The sequence below is a fragment of the Bacillus sp. FJAT-29937 genome, assembly GCF_001509555.1.
Taxonomy (GTDB): domain Bacteria; phylum Bacillota; class Bacilli; order Bacillales; family Cytobacillaceae; genus Cytobacillus.
The window spans coordinates 249,103-271,061 of the sequence record NZ_LMAS01000005.1; the positions used below are offsets into that span (position 1 = coordinate 249,103).

The window sequence follows — 21,959 nt, forward strand, 5'->3', positions numbered from 1 at the left end:
ATTCCCAATCCTCCTAGAGAGCCTTATGATGTAAGCGCATCGTTCCAATGATGATCGATACAATACCAATCAAAGTTAATATGATCGTTGGCGCTATTAATGAGCCCCATGTAGTTCCAGACATTATATTTGTAAAGCTTGTTAAAGCCCATGAATTTGGTGTAATCATTGAAATGTGCCGCATAAGGCTTGGAAATGCTGAAACGGGCAGCATGGAACCCCCTAAAAGGGCAAGGAGCTGTACACCAATTCCGCCTAGTGTGTCTGCCATTTTTTCACTCGAAGTAAAGGCAGCCACTATCATCGATAGTCCTGACACGGCAAAGCTGTAAATGAAAGCAATGAAGATGGTTTGGAGAATATTGTTTCCCCAGCCTACGTTTAAAACAAAATGGGTCGCAGCCATAAAAATCAGAAATTGGATAAAGGCAAAGAACAGCGTCCCTAGAAATTTCCCTAATAAAATGGAGCTGTTACTCGCTTGTGTCGTCATTAATCTGGTTAATGTCTCCGTGCTGCGTTCTTGATGAAAAGCTTTCCCGCCATTCATCGCATTAAATAATAGGAACATAGCCGCCATCGCTGCGGCGTAGTATTGCATGGATGATACACTTTGTTCGCCAACTGGCTGATCCGATATGATATCCTGCTGAAGCTTCATTGCATTTTCCATGTTTTGCAAAAGTTCCATTTGGATTGCTTCTGGCTGAAAGGTGCTTCCATTGGCTGCTGCTGTCACAGCAATATCAGACAACACTTCCTTCGTCGAAACAGCCATTGTTTGTGTAGTCATTGTGAAGGAATCAGTGATTTGTTGGATAAAAGCTGCTTCAAAATCCTTACCTGCTGCAGGATAAATGTATACAGGGTTTTCCTGCTGATTTTCTAAGTCTTCTTCCCAGTGGCTAGGGAAAACTAGGCCAACATCCACCTGGGAGTCCTTAACCCAATTCTGCAGTTCTTCACTAGAATTGGTTTGCTTAACAGATACTGAATCTTTCATTTCATCGAGTAAAACGTCATTAATGAATGTCTCAGCAAGAGCATCAGCATTCACAGTGTAAATACCTATTGTTGTTTTAGGCAGCTGACTATCACCCATGGCCCCTTTCAAGGCAGATCCTAAAATCGCGGTCAAAAGGATGGGCATAAGGACCATCAAGATGATGGCTTTTCTATCCTTCAATCGAAGCTTTAGATCCTTCGCGGCTATAATAAACATTTTCATTTCACTCACCTCTTAATCCCGCAATGAACGTCCGGTTAATTGTAAAAACAATGTCTCTAAATTTGGCTCCTGAAGCTGAATTTGCTGCAGTATAACACCTGTTTGATTGGCAAGCACAACGATATCAGCTAGCAGCTCTTTATGATTTTGCACGAAGATATTAATTTCCGTTTCTTGCTGAACCGTAACATTTTCAACCCCATCCATGGAGTTCAACTCCATGAGAAAATCAGGCTTCACTTGATCTATAACAAGATGAAGCACTTTGCCGCCGGAAAGCCTGTTTGTGAGCTCTTTTTTTGACCCGCTTGCGATTAATTGGCCGTGATCGATAATCGCAATTCGTTTGCAAAGGAATTCAACCTCTTCCATATAATGACTAGTGTAAATAATGGTCATTCCTTGCTCATTTAACGATTTAACCGTTTCTAAAATATGATTTCGCGATTGCGGATCAATGCCAACAGTCGGCTCATCCATGATCAGCAACTCCGGTTTATGCATTAAGGCCGCTCCAATATTAATCCGCCGCTTCATCCCGCCTGAAAAAGTCTCGATTTTATCCTTTGCCCGGTCGGAAAGACCAACGATTTCGAGCACTTCCTTCGCCCGGTTTTTAGCCTCTTTCCTTTTTAAACCGTACATCTGTCCCCAAAAAACTAAATTATCGATTGCAGACATTGTCGGATAAAGAGCAATATCCTGTGGCACAACGCCAATTTTCTTCTTGATAAATGCCGGGTCTTTTTTCACTGAAACCCCATCCACGAGGATATCTCCATCCTCATACGGAACTAACCCGCAAATCATGGAGATGGTCGTTGATTTCCCAGCTCCATTTGGTCCAAGTAAACCAAACGCTTCTCCTTTTTCAATATTTAAGGTAATTCCTTTAACGACTTCATGTTGGCCAAAGCTTTTTTTAATATTGTTTAGTGCAAGCATCTTCAACCGCCTCCTTATTAACTACCTTCATTTTATTTGAAAGCAGGGGCCACTCCATCTAGCTGGCGATAGATTTTCAAGCATAAAAAAAACGACACCTATGTGTCGTAGTTCATCCTGCCATATGCCAGAAGTCATGAGATGTTTAAAAGGTAGTGATGCCGTAGCGTACCGCAAAAATGGCTGCCTGGGTGCGATCCCGAAGCTCGAGCTTTTGTATAATGTTCGAAACATGATTCTTGACCGTCCCCTCTGTAATAAATAAGGCATCGGCAATTTCTTTATTATTTAACCCTTTGCCAAGATGGCTCAATACTTCCCGCTCACGGCTTGTTAATTCATTTAGGGAAAAGGGGATAGGGGCTTCTGAGCTGCTTTCTTCCTTACTATTTTTCAACCGCATTTCTGTTAGCACATTGGAAGTGAAATCCTTAGGGAGGACTACGCCTCCGTGGAAAACGGTTAAAATCGCCTGAACGATTGTGTCAGTCGACATATCCTTTAATAAATATCCGCTTGCCCCTTCTTCTAACGCATCAAAAATGTATTCACTATCACTAAAGGTAGTCAGCATTAGCACCTTCACTTGGGGGATATTTTCCTTTAATAGCTTTGTTCCTTCAACCCCATTGACATTTGGCATCCGGATATCCATTAAAACGATATCAGGGGTGAGACTTAAAGCCTTTTCTAATGCTTCAGCTCCATCACCGGCTGTTCCAATCACTTCAATTTCTTTACGGAGATTTAGCAGAGAGCCTAGACCTTCCCTTATTAATGGCTGATCATCCACAATCAAAACCTTAATCATTTCATCACCCCTACTGAGCTCCATTGCACAAACTTATTTGGAAGTTTAATAGAAATTGAAAAACCTAGACCTTCCGCACTTTTAAATTGTATCGTTCCACCGTGTTCTAAAATACGTTCTTTCATATTTATAAGACCGAAGCTTGGGACTACATTCTCAGTTCCCTTTCCGTTATCCTCCAACTCAATATGAACAGCTTCATTATTAATCTGAATCGACACCTTACATAAATTGGCTGAACCGTGCCTTTGTGCATTTGTTAAAGCTTCCTGGACGATTCTTTTTATGGTTGGTTGAATGGAGAGAGGAATAGACGTTGGGTCACCATCTACTTCCAGTCGTGTTTGCATTCCAGTCAGATTCGCAAATTCATCCATCATCTCCCGCAAAATATGCAGAAATGAAACTTTCAAGTGATCTTCATCCTTTAATGTTCGAACAGATAAGCGAATTTCATGGAGAGAGTCGCGAGTCAATTGCTCACATGTGTGTAATATGGCTTTGCTTTTATCTACATCCATCGATATCATTTCATTTGCTAATTGCAGCTGTACGAGCAAGGCTGTCATTTTATGGCCGACTGTATCATGTATTTCACGTGCAATTTCATTTCGTTCTCGTATGACTGTTAATTGTTCCACTTGATTGGAATACTCACTTAACTGCCCGTGTGCATTCTGCAGAGCACCGTGGGAGTCATTAAGCTGCTGGAACTGGCTGCTAATCGTTTCTCGTGCCCTCTGTAAGTTGCGGATCAGGCTCCCTACTATCGCCCCATATACGATGAACATCAAATTTAAGATATTATCGGAAAATGCAGATGACCCGAATAAATAATATTTTTCAGCGGTAATCAATACCCACATAATGAAAAAGGCGATCGAAAACCATTTTAAAATGCTGCGATTAGAAAAAAATAAAAAGACGGTTGTGGATATCACTCCAAAGAATATTAAGTATAAATTGCCACTAGACGGAAATATAGCCCCAAACCCATAGCTCAGCAGCATATCAACAGCTGTGCAGAATACTCTTATTCTTATCCTTTCAGTGAAGATTTGCAGAAAATGATTTCCAACAAAAAGAATCATTGCCCCAATAATAAAGCAGAGCTTCCAGCCATCCCTAGAATCGGTAAATTGAAAATAATAGCTGCTCAATAGTAAAAACATGAGAACTCTTGTTGAGGAAAGTAAGAGTAATGATAAATTTTTCAAAGTTCATCCATCCTTAAGAGAATCTTCTTTTACTATAGGAATCATCATTTTTACCTCAGTTCCCACATTTACTGTGCTTTCAATCGAAATGCTTCCATTATAGGAATCAAGTATTCGTTTGCAGACGGTTAATCCAATGCCAGAGCCATCTTTTTTCTTTGTGAAAAAGGGGTGGAATATTTTCTCGAGCTCTTCCATTGGAATCCCTATACCGGTATCTTTTACATCAATCATGCAGCTTGCTGAATCACTTTCTATCGAAATAGTAAGTTTTCCGCCGTTAGGCATTGCTTGTAAGGAATTCTTGCTAAGATTTAGAATGACTTGTTTTAAATGATCCTTCACACAGGATATATGCGGATCATTATTAGAGTAGGAGATTGATAACTGCACATTCATATAATTAGCTTCAGATTGTAAAATAGGTTCGATCTCTTTCAATATTTCGTTTATATTGTACGTTTTATATGTATAGGCTGTAGGGCGTCCCAGAAATAGAAGCTCACTGACGATTGAATTGATTCGATCAATTTCAATTTGGATAACCTCGAAGTAATTCTGGGCTTTTTTATCATGATATTCTTCGCTTAATAATTTGATCAAACCGCTAATCCCAGTAAGAGGGTTTCTAATTTCATGGGCTGTGCTGGCCGCCAGATTACCAATCAGCTCCATCTTCTGAAACTCATACTGTTCTTTCTCTAATTTTGCTCTCCATTTTAAGCGGAAAATGTAGATTAAGAGCAAAAGGATATTTGTAAAAATAAAGGTTATAAAAAAGTAATTAATAAAGGCTTTTAACCGTAAATGCTCATCATCATAGCTGATCCTTGCTGTTAACGTCCACGGCAGCCGGTCTAAGTTTAATTCACTCATGCTATATTTTTCATTTGTATGTAACGCCCCTGCTTGTATGATGGGTATTCCCTTTTCATCAGTTACGATGATTTCTTCATCAGTCAAAAGGGTAGATAAATTAGCCTCTAATGTCTTTATGTTTAAACTAGCAAGCAATACACCCATGACCTTATGATTCTCGGTAATAGGAGTAGCTAATGTGATAATATAATTACCTGTAACCCGGCCAAGATGTGCTTCAGATATACTCGTTTGCCCGGTTCCAACCGCTTTCTGGAAATATTCGCGATCACTTACATTTACAGGAGAAAAAGGAGAGTTTGAACTTATTAGAATATCTCCCTTCGGATTCGCCCAATAAAAGCCGGAAAACCGATCATCCTGTTTATGCGTTTCCCTCAATACCTCATCTATATGATTAAAGCTAAATTGCTGTACCTTGATTAACGTAGAAAGCATTTCAAGGCGGCCAGACGTTTCACCAATAAAGTTGTCGATGCTTTTTGAATGAAGGCCAGCACTTCTGTGTGCTTTCTCTTTATACTCATTTTCATAAAACTCCATTTTTTGTACCGTCAATAAACAGCTGATTAATAACGAAGGCACGATTGTGAAGATACAATAAATGAGGAATATTTTTAACTTTATTTTCGTGTTTCGAGTAGGCATGAACAGTTCTTCCCCTTTACTATCGCAATCTTTTTTTGCGAAGTTTAGATCCTCAAAATAACTTTTCTATGGAGAATGAGCAGGTAAACCATTTATAATTATTCTAATAATAAGTTATTTATTAAGAAGGTTCAATAGTTGGCAACGGAGCACACTTCTATGGCTATTTGAATTTAAGCAGGAGGTAAAGGTTTTTTTGTCGAAATAGGTAAATGCAAATGATTAGGATAATAGGAAAGGCGTGTAAAAGGAATGTTCATACAAACTGAAAGATTAATCATCAGGAAATTCATTTTCGATGATTGGCAAGCAGTCTACAAGTACACCTCTGACCCTATTGTTATGAAATATATACCAGAAGGGGTTTTTACAGAAGAGGATGCAAAGGAGTTTGTCATCAAAAATTCTGCTGATCACGCGGGAAAATTTCCTGTATTATTAAAGAATAATAATATTCTAATTGGCCACATGGCTTTTGAAAAATATTTTGGTGAGCATACTTATGAGATTGGCTGGGTGTTTAATCCGGAGTTTCAGAATAAGGGATATGCCACAGAGGCAGCAGAAGCTTTATTGAAATATGGTTTTGAAGGCATGAAGTTACATAGAATAATAGCTACATGCCAGCCTGAGAATCCTCCATCTTTCCGCGTTATGGAGAAAGTCGGCATGAGAAGAGAAGGGTTTTTTAAGAAATGCATTCCACAGGGGAATGACTGGTGGGATGAATATTATTATGCCATTTTAGAAGAAGAGTGGGGTCGTAAGACAATATGAGTGAAGTAAATGTTATTAATAAAATGAAAAAACCACATACAAGATCAAGCCTGCACAAGGATTTGCAAAATCTCGGCATAGAAAAAGGAATGGCAGTTATTGTCCATTCGTCCTTAAGTTCCCTTGGGTGGGTTTGTGGAGGGCCGATAGCCGTTGTCCAAGCCCTGATGGATGCCGTTGGAGAAGAGGGGACAATTATTATGCCAACGCAAACAGGGGATAATTCAGACCCGTCAGAATGGCAAAACCCTCCTGTACCAGAGGAATGGTGGCCGATTATTCGTGAGGAAACACCCGCATATGATCCACAATTCACACCAACAAGGGGAATGGGGAAAATTGTTGAAGCTTTTAGAACCTTCCCGGAGGTTAAAAGGAGCTTGCACCCAACTTATTCATTTGCAGCCTGGGGTAAGCATGCGGAGTATATAGTATCTGAACAGCCTTTAGAAGAAGGATTTGGTCATCAGTCCCCTTTAGCCAAAATCTATGAATTGGATGGTTATGTACTATTGCTGGGGGTGCAGCATGATAGCAATACTTCATTGCATTTTGCTGAACATGCAATCGCTAATAGGAAGAAGGTCCTAAAAGGGGCTGCTTTAGTTGAAAATAACGAACGAGTATGGAAAACATACGAAGAAATCGTTTATGATTCAGATTCCTTCGATGCATTAGGGAAAGAGTTTGAAGAGAATCATCCAATTCACTCTTCCCAAATTGGTTTATCCACGTGCAAGCTCATGAAGCAGCGTCTGCTTATTGATTTTGGCCGTGAATGGTTACAAAAACACACTCAATAGAATATTGAAAGCCTCCATTTCGGATGAATCCGCTAATCGAGGCTTTTTTATCGTGTAATTGCCGTTTACGAAAAATTCCATATTTAAAAGTTGATGGAATTACCACTTGTTAAAAGGTGAATAAATCGTTACCATGAGTAAGGTACTGTAGGAGGTCTTGCTTGATGAATAAACGTGTGTATTTATTAGCCATTGTCTCATTCGTTGTTGGGATGGTGGAGTTAATTATAGGTGGTTTACTTGATTTAGTAGCAAATGATTTAGATGTCAGTTTAGGGCAGGCAGGTTTTCTTATGACAGCCTTTTCGCTTTCATTTGCGATTGCCGCCCCCATTTTGTTAGCGGTGACCCAGAGAGTAGATCGTAAGCAGCTTACAATGATGTCTTTAGCTGTTTTTTTGCTTGGGAATGTGATTGCTGTATTCAGCCCGAATTATAGTATTTTACTAGTGGGGCGTATCACATCAGCAGCTAGCGGCTCGTTGCTCATTGCCTTATGCTTAACGATGGTTCCAGCCATTGTCGATGAAAAATACCGTGCTCGTGCCATTTCGGTTGTATTTATGGGAGTGAGCGGCTCTCTTGTATTGGGCGTACCAATTGGATTAATGCTTGGAAATTCATTTGGCTGGCGCGCGCCTTTTATCCTGATATCAATCCTTACCCTCGTTTCGATGGCTGGTGTGTATTTCTTTTTAGGAAAAGTCCCGCCTAAGCCAGCTGTTCCTGTTGGAGTTCAGCTAAAGACTTTGAAGAATCGAAGAATTTTACTTGCGCAATTAACGTCCATTATTTTTCTGGCGGGACATTTAACATTTTACGGTTACTTGACTCCTTTTCTAAAAATGAAAATGGGTTTGGATGGTCAATTGGTTAGTATTGTCTATTTAGTTTTTGGTATCGCAGCGGTAGTGGGAGGTGGAATCGGAGGCTTGCTTTCTGATCGATTTGGCACTAAGACTACCATTCTATCAGTTACGGCCCTTTTTGCCGTATCGATGTTTATCATTCCATTTACAACATTTTCACTGCCGATTTTTCTAATTATCCTCGGTGTGTATAGTTTGCTTAGCTGGGCGATCACACCTCCCATGCAAAGTTATTTAATTGAAATTTCCGCTGGTGCTTCGGATATTCAGCAAACCTTAAATAATTCTGCTGTCCATATTGGAATTGCATTAGGTTCATTAATAGGGGGACTTGTGATTGAGCAGACATCGTCTGTAGATCTAAATCCAATAGCTGGTGGAATATTCGTTTTATTTGCGTTTGCGACTGCCTTTTTCTCAATGGCCAAGGGCGGCCGGAAAGCTTATTTACAGAATGAAGCCAATTAAAAAACAGCCGGGAATCTCCGGCTGTTTTTAATACGAAGAATGCCTGTAAATTCCAATTTATGATATACTACATTATAATGAATTTGGTACGGTGATAGTTTAATTGATTAAAATTACATAAGAAAAATTACGGAGGACCTTATGATAGAAGCATTTCTTCATGGAGCCATTCTTGCTTTCGGACTCATCCTGCCATTAGGTGTGCAAAATGTATTTGTTTTTAACCAAGGGGCGACACAAAAGCGATTTACAAGAGCATTGCCAGCAGTGATTACTGCAGGAATTTGTGATACGATCTTAATTCTTTTGGCTGTAATGGGTGTATCGATCATTGTGTTTAGATTTGTATGGATCAAAAACGTGCTCTTTCTTGTCGGCTTCTTTTTTTTAGCCTATATGGGCTGGTCCGTATGGAAAAGCGAACCTGAAGTAAAGAATGATAAGCAGGGGCTTTCCTTTTCAACGAAGCGTCAGATCACGTTTGCTGCATCGGTTTCTCTACTGAATCCGCATGCTATTATGGATACAATAGGCGTCATTGGCACAAGCTCTTTAGCCTATGAAAGCTTAGAAAAATGGGCGTTTTCTCTAGCATGTATTGGTATTTCGTGGATATGGTTTTTCAGTTTAGCACTCGTTGGCAGGAAAGTAGGAGAGTTCGACACGAGCGGGCGCTTTTTAAAGAAGATGAACCAAATATCTGCTATAATCATATGGGGAATGGCGCTCTATATTGGCGCACAAATCCTAATTTAGTTTCTTGGCTTGCCTTATGTAGGAGGATGTAAAGATGAGACAATTAGCCCTGGTCATTCCAATTATGCTTATAGTTGGTGCTGCAGCCATGTGGATGCTTCATAGAGATTATTCGGTTCTTGATTATCAAACAAGAGTGATTATTTCTGCGGGTGCTGCCCTTTTTTCAGGATTAATATCATTCTTTTTATTTAAAACAGGAAAAGCGAACAATGATTAGCATATCATACGGATGGGACCTCACTCGCCTTTTTAAGAGTGAGGTCTTCTTTTTTTGTGGATCCAATACTATTTGGTAATGTGGACAAAATCTCCTGCCCCGCGGATAATCTTGTGCGTGTACACTTTTTGTGGCTTTAGAATATCCAATAAATAATTGATAGCCTTTTCTGAATCAATTTTATCCCCACATGTATACCCATCAATGGCCGCAAAGCCTTTTTCAGGATACGTATGAATGGATAGATGACTTTCAGCAAGTACTGCGACAACGGTAGCTCCATATGGCTGAAATGCCCATCCATCCACAGATAATAAATGAGCACCGCAAATTTTGGCGGCTTCTTCTAAATGATATTTCAAAAAATCAATATCATTGATTTTATCAAATTCAATTCCCCACGCATCTGCAATTACATGCCTGCCAAATGTTAGATGCATTGACTTATTCACATCCTTTACTCCATTTCCTATATATTACGAAAGTATTCAAAAACTGTATGGACAAGCCAATGTGTACTCGCAAAAATCCACTATTTAATTATCTTGATATATCCTTTTTTGCAAGATGGGTGTAAAGGCAAGGTAGTTTACTTGGGGTAGTTACACGGATCTGGGTAAATGTCCAAACTTTTTATCATTCATGGTAATAAGATATTTTATCATTGACCGCTGGAATAATTGAGTTAGCAGGAATCTCTTTATTTCATATGAATCTAAGGGGGGATAAAAGTGTCCGATAATCAAAGAATTCCATGGTTATCCGAACAAATAAAAACTGGCAGCAACTCCAATTCATTAAAGGGGCAACCAGACCAAATAAATGAGGTCAAACAAATTGAAGGAAGTTCCCGAGGTGACAAGTGGGATCAAATTGGACTTAAGGAGTTATTAGCAGGCAAACATAGAAAGCTCTACGCTGGAAAAAGTAAATTTCAAGATATAAAAATTGTAGAAGCAACAGATATTAGAATGTATTTAAATGAACAATTACAATTTAGTTCTTTAGATGAACGGATATATCATGAGGCATTTGTGCATATTCCAATGGCTTTAGTCCGTTCACGGGACAGAATTTTAATACTTGGCGGTGGCGATGGTTTAGCACTTCGTGAAGTATTAAAGTATTCAGACGTCAGACATGTTGATTTGGTGGATTTGGATGAAAAGGTTTTGGATGCTGCACGAAATATACCGAAGATGGCAGCCATGAACGACAGAGCTTTTTTTGATAAAAGGGTACATGTTTACGCTCAAGATGCAATTAAATTTATAGAGGAAAATAGAAGTCGATACAACCTCATCATAATAGACTTCCCTGATCCAACCGTTCCATTATTGGCTAATTTATATACTGTAGAATTATTTCATCAGATCCATAATAGATTAGCTATGAACGGCAAAATAGTTTGTCAGTCTAACGCAATTGATGAAACGCCTATTGTCTTTTGGAGTATTGGCCGGACAATGGAAGCAGCAGGTTTTCATACGGAACCTTATCATACGGTTGTCCCTTCCTTTGGAGATTGGGGCTTTCATATAGGTGCCAAAAAACCATTTTCTACCAAAATACGAAAAATTCCTGTTCCTCATCGAACATTACCGAAACAGATTGATTATATGTTTTCCCTTCCAAATGGATCCCTTCAGGCAAGAGAAAGAGCAGTGGTAAATAGGAAGGACCATTTAGTCTTACATGAGATTTTTAATAGAGAAGTAGAAGACTATATGTAATTTGAAATAACCATGTGGCAATAACGATGGTCATCTAGTCTGCCTGATCTTAGCGGACATCAGATCATTTATTTGAACCAAAATGGGGTAATTCCTTATGCTTGCGGACATAGGATCTGCTAATCTATATAAAATCAGTGATTTCCCTGCCTTTTTTGTATATAGAGTACTCAGTGACCGCATAGCCAAAAATTATGGTCATTTTCTAAGAATAACGGATTCAATGTCCGCTTAGGTTTTAAAATTTCATTAATGTAAAAAAATTTATGCCAAAAGGAATTGAATTATTTGACAATTCATCCATCCTCCCCTAATGATAAGTAGTAATAGATTGTTTGGGAGTGGATTAAATGGGATTGCCAGAAGTAAAAGAAAATGACTTAGTTCCGGGGGGAGGATCTCGGCAACGCAAACTTCTCAAGGATGTAACAGGAGAGAACATCGCATCTGGCTTAATCTCCAGTACATTGGTTATGACAGGCCCAGCCATAATTATCTTGCAGGCTGCGGCCGCTGGAGGATTTACAGATCAGCAGACTATTGCCTGGATGTTTGCAGTCTATTTTTTTGGCGGATTATTTGGAATAATGATGGCAATGCGATACAGGATTCCCATTACTGGGGGGCATTCTATAACAGGTGTTGCTTTTCTAGCCACTGTCACAGCACAATTTACCTATCCACAGTTAATAGGCAGTTATGTTCTTTCGGGATTGCTTATCCTATTAATCGGAATATCGGGCCTTTTTACAAAAATTATTAAATGGGTACCAAAAGAGGTTATTGCTGCGATGCTTGGAGGGCTCGTTGCCGGTTATGTTGTGCAATTGGTTCCTGCTGTAAAGGCAATGCCCGCAGTTGGCGGAGCCGCTGTCATCAGTTTCTTTCTTTGTTCAAGATATTTGAAACGGTTTCCGCCCGTGTTGGTCGCTATCGTTGTTGCTTTTATTGTGTTGCTAGTTACGGAGAGCCTTGAGCCTTCTAAGGAAATTGCCTTTTTCTTGCCATCTTTACAAATGCCGGAGTTTACTTGGTTAGGGATGCTGACCGTGGCGCTGCCTCTTGCCATGCTGATTCTGAGTAATGATGCGGCACCGGGAGTAGGCGCTCTAGAAAGCTCCGATTATCAGCCGCCCATCCGAAAGATTATTTCGTTAAGCGGGTTATTTTCGATGATCGCCAGTTTTTTTGGAGGACAAAGTGCCAATATTGCGGGAATGATGACAGTGATAAGTGCAGGGCCAGATTCAGGTCCCCGCTCAAAAAGGTATATGGCTGCTGTCGTATCAGGCATTGTCATTATCCTTTTCGGAATCTTCGCTTGGAAAATTGTCCCGTTCATTCAATCTTTGCCACAAGCTTTTGTTTCATTATTGGCAGGGTTTGCTCTCATAGGTGTTCTGCATTCAAGCATTCAAGTTGGATTTTCCGAGAATCGTTATCGATTAAGTGCAATAGCCGCTTTTATTGTAACGCTATCAGGTGTATCCTTCTTGCATATTAGTGCACCAGTATGGGGTCTTGTCTTTGGGGCTGTTCTGGCAAGAACAATAGAGAAATAACTGGACAAGTAATGAAAAAATGAGAATATCCTTTCGCATTTCACAATAAGATGAAGTAGTATATGTGGAATGAGGGGATAAGGGTGGGAAATCAGAACACTTTCATTACAAGAGAAATGCTTGCCAATTACGATGAATTAAACCGCCGGAAAAAAGAAATTGAAATTCAGCTGGATGAATTAAAAAAGGCTTTTAATCAATATTTTGACATGGCTTTCGGAAAAAACGTAAAAGGGGAACTAGCCATAAATGATTTTAAGCTGCAAAGACAAATTAGAATAACAGAGAAATACGAGCAGGAAGCGACAGTTCATCGCTTAGAAGAATTGAACCTAATGGACCTTATCCAGAAAAAGCCAGATGAGTCAAAAATAAAATCTGCCATAAATTTAGGGCTGCTAAAGGATGAGGATTTAGCAGGCTGTAAAATCATCAATACAAGCCAGGCAATATATGTTAAAAATACAGATGGAAATGTTAGATAGGAAGCCTTTAGGGGCTTTTTTTTTGTACGAATCAGATCGTTTAACTGAATAGAATAGAATCTTGCTTGAAAACCTTGTAATATTAAACTAATTTATTTAGTTCTGTTTGGAAGGAAGTCAAGAAATGAAGAGTATTTCAGTAAGGTCACTACTTGATGTAATTGGTGAACTGTTTTCAGATGAAATTTCAATTGCGGTTTCTAACACGAAGGAATATATTTATTATCGCCCGAGTAAACGTGTAGATTTAAAAATCAAGCCGGGGGACCCTGTTAAGGAAGGAACCATCGCCTATAAGGCCATTGCCACAGGGAATAAGGCTTCAGAATTTATCAATCGGGATGTATTTGGAGTGCCATACCACGGAATGGCCGTTCCCTTTCATCATGATGGAGTTCTAGAGGGCTGTGTCACTGCTATTTATCCAGCTTTAACTGATGGGAAAGCGGTTGTAACTGTAAGGAGCCATGACGGCTGGAAACCGACACCCTTTTCTAAAGTAGTTTATATTGAAGCAAAGGATAAGAAAACGTTCGTCCATACAGAAGAATATTCAGGCACACATAAATATGCCCTTCAGGAATTTGAATATTTATTGCCTAAAGATTATTTTATCCGTTGTCACCGGTCTTATATTGTCAATGTCAATCATATTAAGGAAATTTATCCCGATACACATTCAACATTTATTCTAGCGATGAATAATGGGGACCGCCTAACAGTCAGCCAGTCGTATTCCAGCTATTTTCGAAAATTATTAGGGTTTTAAAATGCTGGACGGACATTTCAAGGTGAAGAATCGATTAAAAAGTCCAAGCGGCGTTGCTGGACGGACATTTTAAGGGAAGAAGTCGTTCAAAAAGTCCAAGCAGCGTTGGTGGACGGACATTTCAGGTGAAGTCCCCGTTCAAAAGTCCAAGCAGATTATAAATATTCTGCTTTATCTTAATTTTTATCTGTTTTATCCTAATTTTCTTCTATTTAGTCCGAAAACTCCTTTCTCCTGTTTTTAATAGGTAAAATGATTATATATATAGTGGGAGAGGGTTGGGAGAATGGATAAGGGGTATGAACGTATAAAAAACACTAGTTTACAAGATCGTGTTGTCACTCCTGAGGAAGCGGCATCGTGGATTCAAGATGGCATGACTCTTGGATTAAGCGGCTTTACACGTGCGGGGGACGTGAAAGCGGTACCATTTGCTTTAATAGAAAGAACAAAAACTGAAAACTTCAAAGTCAATGTATATACAGGGGCTTCTTTAGGTTCTGATGTTGATAAATTGTTTGCAGAGGCTGGGATCATTAATAAACGCTTGCCTTTCCAAGCTGACCCAACGATGAGAAGAGGAATTAATCAGGGGGACTTCTTATTCGTTGACCAGCATTTATCACACACTGCAGAGTTAATTCGCGCAAATGTAATGGATCCTATTGATTTTGCTATTTTGGAAGCGGTTTCGATTACGGAGGATGGACAAATTATTCCGACCACATCAATCGGAAATTCGTTAACGTTTGCGCAGCATGCCAAATCCATTATTGTAGAAATTAATCTTGCGCAAACACCAGAATTAGAAGGCTTGCACGATTTATTTGCACCAGGAAAGCAGGGGGAAAGAGAGCCTATTCCTCTAACAAAGGCGGATGACCGTATTGGGTCGACAGGCATAATAGTAGATACCGAGAAAATTAAAGGCATCGTCTTTACTAATCAGGATGATTCTCCTTCAACAATTGTTCGGCCAGATGAGGAAACAAAAGTAATGGCCGGGCACTTGCTGGAATTTCTCCGTACAGAAATAGCTGCGGGGAGATTAACTGAAAAGCTTGCTCCATTGCAGTCTGGAATAGGCTCGGTCGCCAATGCGGTTCTTCATGGAATGCTAGATTCAGAGTTTGAGGACTTGGAAGTGTATTCAGAAGTATTGCAGGACGCCGTCTTTGATCTAATGGATGCAGGAAAGGTCCGCTTTGCCTCCTGCTGTTCCATCACATTATCCGAATCAAAAATGAAGCAAGTATTCTCAAATTTTGATCAGTATCGTGATCGAATCTTGATGAGACCGCAAGAAATATCGAATCATCCGGAAATTATCCGCAGGCTCGGTTTGATTTCAATTAACACTGCATTGGAATTAGATATATACGGAAATGTAAACTCCACACATGTCTTAGGAACGAAAATGATGAATGGAATTGGAGGTTCTGGCGACTTTGCTAGAAATGCCCGACTTGCTATTTTTGTGACAAAGTCCATTGCGAAAGATGGCAAAATCTCAAGCATCGTTCCTTTCGCATCCCATGTCGATCATACAGAGCATGATGTTGACGTGATTGTGACAGAGCAAGGCTATGCAGACCTCCGCGGACTAGCTCCTAGACAGCGTGTCGAATTAATTATTGAAAACTGCGCACATCCAATGTATCGCGAGCAGCTTCGGGAATACTATCAAGAAGCCTTAACAAGGGGCGGCCACACTCCAAATGTATTAGAAAAAGCTCTTTCTTGGCACACAGATTTTGCGAAGAATGGAACGATGCTGAAGGCATTAGTAGAAAGCAAATAAGAGATGCGAACTCTAGGCGGATTTTTGCCTAGAGTTTTTTTATAGTTTTTGGTCTAAATCTAGCAGCAATCTAATATTTTATATAGAGGTTACAAGATGTGTAACGAATACTATATGAAAATAGGTGATGCAATAATGTTTGCTGTTCATTTTTTTGAAAACAAAAATCAGTTATTATGCCAGTTGCTTACACGTGTACCGACAGTAGGTGAGGAATTAACGATTAAAGGCCGTAAAGGAAAAATTGTCAGTGTGAAAAATGTTGATGAAAAACATATTAATGTACAAATAGCATTAGAAGCGGTTAAAAAGAATACACCTGTAGTAGATAATTCGAAAAAGAAAAAAAGGTAAGAAAAGTAGGAATAGAGAGAGTAGGTACAAATCCTTAGTTGGAAGTAGTACCTATTTTTTCTTTTACGAGGCATAGACAAATCTTCAATGCAATAAAAGAAAGAAATCCGGAAAAGGCTTCATAGCACTCGTTTTTGTTGGGAACCGAAGAAAACAAGCACTATGAAGCTTTCATAGCGCTCGTTTTTGTTGAGAGCCAATGAAAACAAGCACTATGAAGCTTTCATAGCGCTCGTTTTTGTTGAGAGCCAATGAAAACACGCACTATGAAGCTTTCATAGCACTCGTTTTTGTTGAGAACCGAAGAGAACACGCACTATGAAGCCTTCATAGCACCCGTTTTTGTTGAGAGCCAATGAAAACACGCACTATGAAGCTTTCATAGCACTCGTTCTTGTTGGGAACCGAAGAAAACACGCACTATGAAGCTTTCATAGCACTCGTTTTTGTCGGGAACCGAAGAAAACACGCACTATGAAGCTTTCATGGCACTCATTTTTATTGAGAGCCAAAGAAAACTCGTCTCCTGAGATGTACACATTGCATCACAAGTAAAAAATATAGAAAGCAGGTTATTAAATGAAATACTTCGCAGTTTTATTGCCAATGCTAAATGAAGAATAAAGATCAAGAGTATTTTTATAAGTGCCGATTCACAATTGAATGTAGATTTACACTTTTTTCTTCGTGTGTCCATAATTATATTAACATTCATTTATGATAATTCTCAGTATTTGGTCATAAAATATAAATAAGGCAAAGAAGATGAATGCGGAGGATGGAAGTATGAGTGATGGGGTTAGATTAAGGCCGCTGGAAAGAGTGGACTTAGGATTTGTCCATAAATTAAACATCAATGCCAACGTGATGTCCTATTGGTTTGAAGAACCATATGAGGCTTTCGTTGAATTACAGGATCTGTATGATAAACATATTCACGATCAAGGTGAACGTCGATTTATTGTGGAAAAAAGCGGCGAGATGGTCGGCCTTGTAGAATTAGTAGAAATTGATTATATCCACCGGAGAGCAGAGTTCCAAATCATTATTGATCCCAATCATCAGGGACACGGTTATGCAAAGGAAGCAACGCACCGTGCTATGGATTATGCTTTTTCGGTATTAAACCTCTATAAACTCTATTTAATTGTAGACAAAAATAATGAAAAAGCGATTCATATTTATAAAAAACTGGGATTTCATTTTGAAGGTGAATTGATTGACGAGTTTTTTGTGGATGGCGAGTATCATAATGCCATTAGAATGTGTATGTTTCAGCATCAGTACTTGGGGAGTAATTCGATGGATGCCTAATTTATGGAGAACTTTAAAGAGTTCTTCTTTTTTTTGAAAATTAAATTGTCTTTGGATTTATTGAACAAGCCTTGATGTATGAAGTAATCACCAGCGCAGAGAAATGAAGCCAACGACATTTACATACTTGATTGGGAGTAGACACTCATGAAAGATTTTCGTTCATATCAATTGACAATAGCTCCTGCTAATCAGTTTAATTAAAATAACATTAATACATATCTATAGGGGATGGCGATGGAGATTCAGCAGTTGGAATTATTGCAGAGAACGATTGATTATATTGATGAACATATAAAAGAAGAAATAAATGCTGAGGAATTAGCTAAAATAGCCGGATATTCACCGTTTCATTTTTACCGAATTTTTCGCAAAGTTCTTGGTTACACAATAATGGACTATGTTGTAAAAAGAAAGCTGCAGCATGCCTTATATGAATTAGCCAGCGGGAAAAAAGTCCTTCAAATTGCTTTAGATTATGGATTTGAAACACATGCTGGATTTACGAAGGCCTTTAAAAAATGCTTTGGCAGCCCACCCAGTTTATATAAGCTTCATTGTCCAATTTCACCTCCTCATAAATTAAATTTAAAAGATTTGTTTGAAAAAAATCTTGGCGGTATTGTTTTGCAGCCGAAGATTATCACAAGGGAGTCGTTCTGGGTTGCTGGAAAAAAGATTGAAAGTTATGTGCCAAATGTTAATTACACAAGAGATGCTCCAGCCTTTTGGGATCAGGATGGCCTAAATGATGGTTCCGTTGAAAGGGCACTATATGAAACATTGTCTCCAAAAAATCATGGGGAATATTGTATTAATTTAACTAACGCTATCCATCAAGATTATTTTACGTATTTATTTGCGGTTGAGTTAAATCATCAGGAAGAACTCCCGGCTGGCTTTATGAAGTTTAAAATTCCGGAGACTGTTTATGCCATTTTTAAAACACCGCTCGTTGAAAAAGAACAATTCGCTTCAGCCATTAAAGGAACTTGGCGATATATTTTAGAGGGTTGGTTCCCATGCTCTTCATATGAAGTCGATGAAAGAGGCTATGACTTTGAATACTATGATGAACATTGCCATTATTGGGATTATGAGAGAATCTATATGGAAATTCATTTGCCGATAAAAGAAAAATCTAGAGGATAAGAATATTTATCCTCTAGATTTTTTTAGTACGGTCCTATATAAAAATAAAACAGGTGTTAATAAAAGAGCACTAGCTATGATTGCTGCTTTAATCGTAAAACCTGAAGCAATAAATCCAATGATGGGACCTCCTCCGATTTGTCCAATTGCGTCTACTTGGCCTTTTACAGAAAAGAATGTTGCTCGTATAGAAGAGTCGGGGATAATCTTATTGAGCCAAATATCCTCCAAAGGATACATAGCTTGTCTTGCCACTTGAATGAGAATATAAAAGGTAAGCAGACTGATAAAGCTAGTTGAAAAAGCAAAGCCTAATAAAGAACATATAATTAGGAAGCTCCCGACAAAGAGTGCGACATAAATCTTGTTCAGCTGCTGATAGAAGGGACTTCGATTTAAATTGTGGAGAACTACAGACGATAGAAGAACGACCACAAATTGGACCCCGCCTAATAAAATAACAAAACTTTGATTAGTAAAAGCTGCTAGATTAGCTGCTTCAAAGAAATGAGAAATCCATAATCGATCAAATCCTTCACTGTAAAATCCAACAAACAAAGCAATAAGGAAGAGCAATCTCATCAAATAGTTAGCTCTTGAATAAACAATAATTATCTCCAAATTTCCTTTCATGTTTGCCCATGTTGATGTTCGATTCACTTTATCTAATGGCTGAAAGTTTTCCTCTTTCATAAAAAGGATTAAGTAGATGCCAAGTCCAACCATGCATAGACCGCCAATGATAATAGGAAGATTGATCATAAAATATCCAGTAATTATACTTAAAGGAATCGCAATCATCTTCCCAAGATTACCAGCCTGCGCACCTGTTATAAATGCAGAAGAAGCACGTTCTTCCCCAATTTCATCGGCAATCCATGCCTGAAGGGATCCGCTAGTAAAGGTGTACCCAATGCCCCAAAGGATTTGAGCGATAATCACTGTTGTAAAAAGTGGAAATAACCCCTCCACGAGAAAGCCAATTCCAATTAAACAGTATCCAATCACGATGGAAAGCTTTCGGCTTTTCACATCTGATAAAACTCCGGTTGGGATTTCAAATAAGAAAACAGTCAATTCTAAAACCGTACCCACTAAAACAAGCTCAAGCGGATTAAGCTTGACGATTTGCACATGGTATAACAAATTTACCGTAAAAATAAAAGTGAAGAAAAACTGCGAAAAGAAACATGTATAAATGTAAACGTGATATGGACTTTTTATGTTGAATAAATTCATTTTGTTACCTCCTCCAATTGATTATAAGAAGGAGGCAGAATTTTTTCTTTTCCAAATTTGCGATATTAAAAGTCAGTTCCTTCTGCGACGAGCATCTGACAAGTTTCGAGATATTTCCCAGGAAAATGTCCGTTTTATGTAAAAAACTGGTGAACAATGACAAGAAAAAAATCCTCCCTTAAAAAAGGAGGACTTTTCTATCATTCACTCTTCAGTAATCTAACGCTTTCATCAAACTCTTTCTCAATTTCCTCGTTGCGTTTATAGGTCATTAAGCTGACAATAAGGGTAAGGATTAAGTTGATAGCGAAACCTGGTACGATTTCGTAGAGAGTGTCTCCAAGACCGGCATTTTTCCAAATGATAACCGTCAAAGCACCAGCGATCATACCAACAATCGCTCCCCAGTTCGTCATCTTCTTCCAGTATAAGCTTAAAATAATAGTTGGACCAAATGCTGCACCAAAGCCAGCCCAAGCATAAGCAACTAGACCTAAAATCGTATCATTTTGCTCGAAAGCAAGAACTGCTGCAATAAGGGAAACAGCTAATACTGCCATACGTCCAAAGAATACATATTCTTTATCAGTTCCATTTCTTCTCAATAATACTTTATACAGATCCTCTGTCAGTGCACTTGAAGTAACAATTAATTGGGAAGAAATTGTGCTCATAATTGCTGCTAGAACGGCTGCTAACAGGAAGCCTGCAAATAAAGGATGGAAGACAATCTGTCCTAAAGTTAGGAATATTGCTTCAGGATTATCTAACGTATATTGAGTGTTTTGATGGAAAAAGGCAAGTCCAATCAAAGCTGTAAAAATAGTTCCTAATAAGGAGAAAATCATCCAGCCAATCCCGATGCGACGAGCACTCTTTGTTTCTTTAACAGAAGTAATCGCCATAAAACGAACGATAATATGAGGCTGACCAAAATAGCCTAATCCCCATGCCATTGCTGAGATAATTCCAATTGTTGTTGTTCCTTTAAAGAAATCGAGTAATGTTGGATCAATTTCTCTAACAGTCGCAAAAGTTTCGCCTAATCCGCCTGTATGTGATAAAGCCAAAATTGGAACAAGAAGTAATGCAACCAACATCATTAGACCCTGAATAAAGTCAGTGTAGCTAACTGCCAGGAAGCCGCCAAATAATGTATAGGCTACCGTAACACCGCCAACAATTAAGAGTCCAGTATGATAGCTCGTTCCAAATGAGCTCTTGAAAAATACTGCCCCTGCTACCATTCCGGAAGACACATAGAATGTAAAGAAAATAAGAATAACAATTCCAGAAACAATTCTTAATAATTTAGTTGTGTCTTTAAAGCGATTTTCAAGATAGCCGGGAATTGTGATTGAATCATTCGCTACTTGTGTGTAGGTACGTAATCTAGGTGCAACTAACAACCAGTTCAAATAGGCGCCAATCGTTAATCCAATAGCAATCCAAGCATCTGCTAAACCGCTTACATAAATTCCGCCAGGCAATCCCATTAACAGCCAGCCGCTCATATCTGCGGCACCAGCACTAAGAGCTGTAACTGCAGGACCAAGAGAACGACCGCCAAGCATATAATCCGTCAGATCACTAGTTTTTCGATACGAATACCAGCCAATTATGAGCATAGCTACCATATAAATACCGATGGAAACAAGCTGAAGACCTATATCTGACATTTTACATCCCTCCAATTTTTTTGAAAAAATTTATAAAACAAAGAAAAAAGACTATTCGTATTCTAACATTATTCGACATAAAATGCGATGTGAAATTATTTGAAAATAAAAGTAAAAATATTCTAAAATATCATTACTTTCCACTAAGAAGCCATAAAATATTCGCATCTGAGAAGCTGTGAAATAGATCCATTTGGTGTATAATCTCACAAGTGGTAATATCTATACATGAGTAAATAAATGATTGGGT

The 21,959-nt window shown here is 38.8% G+C and carries 21 protein-coding genes; 13 read left to right on the forward strand and 8 right to left on the reverse strand.

All coding sequences use genetic code 11. The features are described from left to right. Positions 1–13: 13 nt before the first annotated feature. The 5 genes from AR328_RS13255 to AR328_RS13275 form a co-directional block, all read right to left on the reverse strand. A complete protein-coding gene (locus tag AR328_RS13255) occupies positions 14–1,228 on the reverse strand; it encodes an ABC transporter permease (RefSeq protein ID WP_066295629.1) in 1,215 nt (404 codons plus the stop codon). Positions 1,229–1,240: 12 nt separating this feature from the next. Continuing rightward, positions 1,241–2,173: an ABC transporter ATP-binding protein gene (locus tag AR328_RS13260; RefSeq protein ID WP_066295631.1), complete on the reverse strand. Its 933-nt coding sequence runs from the start codon at positions 2,171–2,173 to the stop codon at positions 1,241–1,243. 145 nt (positions 2,174–2,318) lie between these two features. Continuing rightward, entirely contained in the window at positions 2,319–2,984 is a 666-nt protein-coding gene (locus AR328_RS13265) for a response regulator (RefSeq protein WP_066295633.1), read from the reverse strand. Next, entirely contained in the window at positions 2,981–4,201 is a 1,221-nt protein-coding gene (locus tag AR328_RS13270; protein WP_066295637.1) for a sensor histidine kinase, read from the reverse strand. Before AR328_RS13270 ends, AR328_RS13265 begins: the two co-directional genes overlap by 4 nt. A 3-nt stretch (positions 4,202–4,204) precedes the next feature. Beyond that, positions 4,205–5,728 carry an ATP-binding protein gene (locus AR328_RS13275; protein WP_066295643.1) on the reverse strand — a complete coding sequence of 508 codons (1,524 nt, stop codon included), beginning with the start codon at positions 5,726–5,728 and terminating at the stop codon, positions 4,205–4,207. A 252-nt stretch (positions 5,729–5,980) separates the two neighbouring features. Between AR328_RS13275 and AR328_RS13280 the strand changes: the two genes are divergently transcribed. The 5 genes from AR328_RS13280 (at position 5,981) to AR328_RS13300 (ending at position 9,621) form a co-directional block, all read left to right on the forward strand. After that, positions 5,981–6,505, forward strand: a complete 525-nt coding sequence (locus AR328_RS13280; RefSeq protein ID WP_066295645.1) for a GNAT family N-acetyltransferase — start codon at positions 5,981–5,983, stop codon at positions 6,503–6,505. After that, positions 6,502–7,308 (forward strand): aminoglycoside N(3)-acetyltransferase, encoded by an 807-nt coding sequence (locus AR328_RS13285; protein ID WP_066295649.1) that lies wholly within the window; start codon positions 6,502–6,504, stop codon positions 7,306–7,308. Before AR328_RS13280 ends, AR328_RS13285 begins: the two co-directional genes overlap by 4 nt. Positions 7,309–7,472: 164 nt before the next feature. Then, positions 7,473–8,645, forward strand: a complete 1,173-nt coding sequence (locus tag AR328_RS13290) for an MFS transporter (RefSeq protein WP_066295652.1) — start codon at positions 7,473–7,475, stop codon at positions 8,643–8,645. A 144-nt stretch (positions 8,646–8,789) separates the two neighbouring features. Then, positions 8,790–9,401 carry a LysE/ArgO family amino acid transporter gene (locus AR328_RS13295; protein WP_066295943.1) on the forward strand — a complete coding sequence of 204 codons (612 nt, stop codon included), beginning with the start codon at positions 8,790–8,792 and terminating at the stop codon, positions 9,399–9,401. A 34-nt stretch (positions 9,402–9,435) separates the two neighbouring features. After that, a complete protein-coding gene (locus AR328_RS13300) occupies positions 9,436–9,621 on the forward strand; it encodes a histidine kinase (protein WP_066295654.1) in 186 nt (61 codons plus the stop codon). A gap of 68 nt (positions 9,622–9,689) precedes the next feature. On the opposite strand, the gene speD is transcribed toward AR328_RS13300, so the two are convergent. Next, on the reverse strand, positions 9,690–10,061 hold the full coding sequence (speD, locus tag AR328_RS13305) for an adenosylmethionine decarboxylase (protein WP_066295659.1): 372 nt from the start codon (positions 10,059–10,061) through the stop codon (positions 9,690–9,692). 291 nt (positions 10,062–10,352) lie between these two features. On the opposite strand from speD, the gene AR328_RS13310 reads away from it, so the two are divergent. From AR328_RS13310 to AR328_RS13345, 8 genes are all read left to right on the forward strand, one after another. Continuing rightward, positions 10,353–11,354 carry a hypothetical protein gene (locus tag AR328_RS13310; protein WP_066295663.1) on the forward strand — a complete coding sequence of 334 codons (1,002 nt, stop codon included), beginning with the start codon at positions 10,353–10,355 and terminating at the stop codon, positions 11,352–11,354. 350 nt (positions 11,355–11,704) lie between these two features. Beyond that, a complete protein-coding gene (locus AR328_RS13315; protein ID WP_066295665.1) occupies positions 11,705–12,916 on the forward strand; it encodes a benzoate/H(+) symporter BenE family transporter in 1,212 nt (403 codons plus the stop codon). Positions 12,917–12,999: 83 nt separating this feature from the next. After that, on the forward strand, positions 13,000–13,401 hold the full coding sequence (locus AR328_RS13320) for a hypothetical protein (RefSeq protein ID WP_231734831.1): 402 nt from the start codon (positions 13,000–13,002) through the stop codon (positions 13,399–13,401). A gap of 124 nt (positions 13,402–13,525) precedes the next feature. Next, complete coding sequence (locus AR328_RS13325) at positions 13,526–14,170, forward strand: LytTR family DNA-binding domain-containing protein (protein WP_066295670.1); 645 nt, start codon at positions 13,526–13,528, stop codon at positions 14,168–14,170. 286 nt (positions 14,171–14,456) lie between these two features. Beyond that, positions 14,457–15,971, forward strand: coding sequence for an acetyl-CoA hydrolase/transferase family protein (locus tag AR328_RS13330; RefSeq protein ID WP_066295671.1), 1,515 nt, complete (start codon positions 14,457–14,459; stop codon positions 15,969–15,971). 135 nt (positions 15,972–16,106) lie between these two features. After that, positions 16,107–16,325: a hypothetical protein gene (locus AR328_RS13335; RefSeq protein WP_066295672.1), complete on the forward strand. Its 219-nt coding sequence runs from the start codon at positions 16,107–16,109 to the stop codon at positions 16,323–16,325. 786 nt (positions 16,326–17,111) lie between these two features. Further along, complete coding sequence (gene speG / locus AR328_RS13340) at positions 17,112–17,639, forward strand: spermidine N1-acetyltransferase (RefSeq protein WP_066295676.1); 528 nt, start codon at positions 17,112–17,114, stop codon at positions 17,637–17,639. A 237-nt stretch (positions 17,640–17,876) separates the two neighbouring features. After that, on the forward strand, positions 17,877–18,791 hold the full coding sequence (locus AR328_RS13345) for an AraC family transcriptional regulator (protein WP_066295680.1): 915 nt from the start codon (positions 17,877–17,879) through the stop codon (positions 18,789–18,791). Between the two features lie 6 nt (positions 18,792–18,797). Here AR328_RS13345 and AR328_RS13350 read toward each other — a convergent pair whose 3' ends face one another. Both AR328_RS13350 and putP read right to left on the reverse strand, forming a co-directional pair. Continuing rightward, positions 18,798–20,030 (reverse strand): MFS transporter, encoded by a 1,233-nt coding sequence (locus tag AR328_RS13350; RefSeq protein WP_066295683.1) that lies wholly within the window; start codon positions 20,028–20,030, stop codon positions 18,798–18,800. A gap of 200 nt (positions 20,031–20,230) precedes the next feature. Next, positions 20,231–21,709, reverse strand: coding sequence for a sodium/proline symporter PutP (gene putP / locus AR328_RS13355; RefSeq protein ID WP_066295685.1), 1,479 nt, complete (start codon positions 21,707–21,709; stop codon positions 20,231–20,233). Positions 21,710–21,959 lie beyond the last annotated feature (250 nt).

Excerpts from the sequence above, each read along its gene's own strand:
- AR328_RS13285 (WP_066295649.1), top strand. The coding sequence starts at position 6,502 with ATGAGTGAAGTAAATGTTATTAATAAAATGAAAAAACCACATACAAGA.
- speG (WP_066295676.1), top strand. The coding sequence starts at position 17,112 with ATGAGTGATGGGGTTAGATTAAGGCCGCTGGAAAGAGTGGACTTAGGA.
- putP (WP_066295685.1), bottom strand. The coding sequence starts at position 21,709 with ATGTCAGATATAGGTCTTCAGCTTGTTTCCATCGGTATTTATATGGTA.
- AR328_RS13290 (WP_066295652.1), top strand. The coding sequence starts at position 7,473 with ATGAATAAACGTGTGTATTTATTAGCCATTGTCTCATTCGTTGTTGGG.
- AR328_RS13255 (WP_066295629.1), bottom strand. The coding sequence starts at position 1,228 with ATGAAAATGTTTATTATAGCCGCGAAGGATCTAAAGCTTCGATTGAAG.
- AR328_RS13265 (WP_066295633.1), bottom strand. The coding sequence starts at position 2,984 with ATGATTAAGGTTTTGATTGTGGATGATCAGCCATTAATAAGGGAAGGT.
- AR328_RS13280 (WP_066295645.1), top strand. The coding sequence starts at position 5,981 with ATGTTCATACAAACTGAAAGATTAATCATCAGGAAATTCATTTTCGAT.
- speD (WP_066295659.1), bottom strand. The coding sequence starts at position 10,061 with ATGCATCTAACATTTGGCAGGCATGTAATTGCAGATGCGTGGGGAATT.
- AR328_RS13275 (WP_066295643.1), bottom strand. The coding sequence starts at position 5,728 with ATGCCTACTCGAAACACGAAAATAAAGTTAAAAATATTCCTCATTTAT.
- AR328_RS13350 (WP_066295683.1), bottom strand. The coding sequence starts at position 20,030 with ATGAATTTATTCAACATAAAAAGTCCATATCACGTTTACATTTATACA.
- AR328_RS13330 (WP_066295671.1), top strand. The coding sequence starts at position 14,457 with ATGGATAAGGGGTATGAACGTATAAAAAACACTAGTTTACAAGATCGT.
- AR328_RS13315 (WP_066295665.1), top strand. The coding sequence starts at position 11,705 with ATGGGATTGCCAGAAGTAAAAGAAAATGACTTAGTTCCGGGGGGAGGA.
- AR328_RS13300 (WP_066295654.1), top strand. The coding sequence starts at position 9,436 with ATGAGACAATTAGCCCTGGTCATTCCAATTATGCTTATAGTTGGTGCT.
- AR328_RS13325 (WP_066295670.1), top strand. The coding sequence starts at position 13,526 with ATGAAGAGTATTTCAGTAAGGTCACTACTTGATGTAATTGGTGAACTG.
- AR328_RS13335 (WP_066295672.1), top strand. The coding sequence starts at position 16,107 with ATGTTTGCTGTTCATTTTTTTGAAAACAAAAATCAGTTATTATGCCAG.
- AR328_RS13345 (WP_066295680.1), top strand. The coding sequence starts at position 17,877 with ATGGAGATTCAGCAGTTGGAATTATTGCAGAGAACGATTGATTATATT.
- AR328_RS13260 (WP_066295631.1), bottom strand. The coding sequence starts at position 2,173 with ATGCTTGCACTAAACAATATTAAAAAAAGCTTTGGCCAACATGAAGTC.